Genomic DNA, 3,092 nt, shown 5'->3' on the forward strand with positions numbered 1-3,092 from the left:
ACCAGACCCGGTTGACGACGTCGGCGAGTAGTTCGACGTTGTGGCTGATGATCACCAGGCCGCCGGTGTGCGCGCGCAGGAAATCCCGCAGCCAGCCGATGGAATCCGCGTCCAGGTGGTTGGTCGGCTCGTCGAGCAGCAGCGTGGTCGACGAACCCGACGTTCCCGCCCCGCCTTCCGACGCGGCGAAAAGGATGCGCGCCAGTTCCACTCGGCGGCGCTGCCCGCCGGACAGGGTGCGCAGCTGCTGCGTCAGCACCCGTTCCGGCAGGCCGAGACTCGCGCAGATGCGGCTCGCTTCGCTTTCCGCGCCGTAGCCGCCCAAGGCTACGAAACGCTCCTCCAGCTGCCCGTACCGGCGGATCGCGCGGTCGCGGGCGTCATCATCGGCGACCTCGGCCATCAGCGCCTGCTGCTTTTCCAGATCGGTCAGCAACACATCGAGTCCGCGGGCCGACAAAACCCGGTCGCGGGCTAGCACATCGAGATCGCCCTCTTTGGGATCCTGTGGTAGATAACCGATTTCGCCGGCGCGGTTGATCGCCCCGGCATAGGGTTCGGTCTCCCCCGCCAGGATGCGCAGGGTGGTCGTCTTACCGGCGCCGTTGCGGCCCACCAGCCCGATGCGGTCGCCCGGCTGCACGCGCAGGTCGGGACCGTCGGGTGAGAGCAGAATGCGCGCACCAGCGCGGACCTCGAGGTCCGTGGCCGTGATCACGATCGCTCTCCTTGTTGAAAAATCGCCTATTTGTCGTCGGTGAACACCGGCGGTCGTCGTTCTGCGCGCGCGGCAACCGCTTCTTCGAAGTTGGCGGTGAGCAGGCGGACGAAAAGCTGTCCCAAGCCTTCGGCTTGCATGTGCCCTTCCAGGCTACCGGCGTCCAGTCCACTCCACAGCGTGCGCTTGGTCAACTCGATGCCCGGCCGCGAGAAGGCCGATATCCGCGCGGCGATCGCGTAGCAGGTGTCCAGCAGCTGCTCTCCGGGCACCTGGCAGGACACCAGACCGATGCGCTCGGCCTCCTCCGCGGTGATGTCGCGACCGGTCAGCATGATCTCGAAGGCGCGTGACGAGCCGATGGCCCGCGGCAACAGGTACGACAGGCCCAGTTCGCTGGCCGTCAGCCCGTTGTTGATGCCGGCGGCGCGAAAGTACGCGCTGGTCGAGGCCACCCGGATGTCGGCGGCCAGGGCCAGGCACAAGCCGCCGCCGATGGCCGGGCCGTTGACCGCGGCGATCACCGGTTGGTGCAACCGGCGCAGCGCCAGGATGACCTCGTCGAGGATCTCCATGGAACGCAGCGCATAGGTGGGGCGGGTCAGCCCCTCGACGTGGGGCACCGAGCCCGCGGACTTGTGATCGGCGCCGGAGGAAAAGCCGCGGCCCGCCCCGGTCAGCACGACCACCCGCACCGAATTGTCGTAGGTGACCTTTTCCAGGGCCTCTTTGAGCGGAAGCATGACGTCGAACGCCATCGAGTTCATCCGCTCGGGCCGATTCAGGGTTATCAGCGCGACGCCGGGCCGCGGGTGATCTACCAGTACCAAACTCACCCATGCAACCTAGCGCGTAGCTAACCGTGGCTCCGCGCGCAGCGCGCTATGGGCTTGTGCGGCATGCCGGGCCTCGGCGGTCCCTAGACTTCCGAGACGTCGAACGCACGGACTTGCTGGACCAGATCCTCCAGGGCGGCCGGTGGCAGGGCTCCGGGCTGGTTGAACAGGAGTTTGCCCTTCTTGAAGGCCATCAGCGTGGGGATGGACCGGATCTGGGCGGCCGCGGCCAGCTGTTGCTCGGCCTCGGTGTCGACTTTGGCGTGCACGATGTCGGGGTGTTTCTCCGCCGACGCCGCAAAAGTTGGACCGAACTGGCGGCACGGACCGCACCAGGACGCCCAGAAGTCGACGAGCACGATGTCGTTGCCCTCGATGGTTTCGTTGAACTTCTCAGCGGTGAGATCAAGTGTTGTCACGTTTGCGGTAACGCCCGGCGCCGACTTGGTGTTCCCCGATGGGCCACACGTTCGGAATACGGCTGTCGGCGTACGCGCAGCTACCTCCGCACAGCGCCCCACCCGGCCGTCGCTGGTTACGGTTGCGTACGTTTTCCCGCGTCGGACAGACTGTGCCTGATGATCCACCGTCTCGAGGACCAGTGAGGGAATCGCCTTGAGCCACTACATCGCTAACGTTCGTGATATCGAGTTCAACCTTTTCGAGGTTCTCGATGTCGGCGCCGTCCTGGGCACCGGCGGCTACAGCGACCTCGATGAGGACACGGTCCGCACCATTTTGGCCGAAGCCGCGCGCCTCGCCGAAGGTCCGGTGGCTGAAACCTTTGCCTTCGCCGACCGCAACCCGCCGGTATTCGACCCCGCCGAGCACAAAATCAGCGTGCCGGACGAGCTGGTCAAGACGGTGGCGGCGCTCAAGGAGGCCGGCTGGTGGCGGCTGGGTCTGGCCGAAGACATCGGCGGCATGGCCGCCCCGCCGCCGCTGGCGTGGGCGGTCAACGAAATGCTCATCTGCGCCAACCCTTCGGCGAATTTCTTCAATCTGGGCCCGGTCATGTCGAACGCGTTGTACGTCGAGGGCAACGAGCAGCAGCGGCAATGGGCCGCTCAGGGCGTGGAGCGGGGCTGGGCGGCCACCATGGTGCTCACCGAACCAGACGCGGGCTCCGATGTCGGCGCCGGCCGCGCCAAAGCCATCGAACAACCCGACGGCACATGGCACATCGAGGGTGTCAAGCGCTTCATCTCCGGGGGCGACGTCGGTGACACCGCCGAGAACGTCTTCCACCTGGTGCTGGCCCGTCCCGAGGGCGCCGGTCCGGGCACCAAGGGGCTGAGCCTGTTCTACGTGCCCAACTTCTTGTTCGATCCGGACACCTTCGAACTGGGCCCACGCAACGGGGTCTACGTGACCGGCGTGGAACACAAGATGGGCATCAAGTCCTCCCCCACGTGCGAATTGACGTTCGGCGCAACGGATGTGCCCGCTGTCGGCTACCTGGTCGGCGGCGTGCACCGGGGCATCGCGCAGATGTTCACCATAATCGAGCACGCGCGCATGACGATCGGCGTCAAAGC

Annotated in this window: 4 protein-coding genes; 1 reads left to right on the forward strand and 3 read right to left on the reverse strand. The window is 66.3% G+C overall.

Translation table 11 applies throughout. The annotated features are described in order from the left end of the window. From A5652_RS08410 to trxA, 3 genes are all read right to left on the reverse strand, one after another. The coding region (locus A5652_RS08410) for an ATP-binding cassette domain-containing protein (protein WP_156745222.1) at nt 1-718 on the reverse strand (718 nt) is incomplete at its 3' end. 26 nt (nt 719-744) lie between these two features. Further along, complete coding sequence (locus tag A5652_RS08415; protein WP_067349111.1) at nt 745-1,554, reverse strand: enoyl-CoA hydratase; 810 nt, start codon at nt 1,552-1,554, stop codon at nt 745-747. 83 nt (nt 1,555-1,637) lie between these two features. Next, the gene (gene trxA, locus A5652_RS08420; protein ID WP_067349114.1) at nt 1,638-1,973 is read right to left on the reverse strand and encodes a thioredoxin; all 336 of its coding nucleotides are present in this window, start codon (nt 1,971-1,973) and stop codon (nt 1,638-1,640) included. A gap of 196 nt (nt 1,974-2,169) precedes the next feature. Here trxA and A5652_RS08425 point away from each other — a divergent pair. Further along, a partial coding sequence (locus tag A5652_RS08425; RefSeq protein ID WP_197513840.1) for an acyl-CoA dehydrogenase family protein occupies nt 2,170-3,092 on the forward strand: 923 nt, incomplete at its 3' end.

The organism is Mycobacterium sp. 1165178.9 (genome assembly GCF_001673555.1).
Taxonomy (GTDB): Bacteria; Actinomycetota; Actinomycetes; order Mycobacteriales; family Mycobacteriaceae; genus Mycobacterium.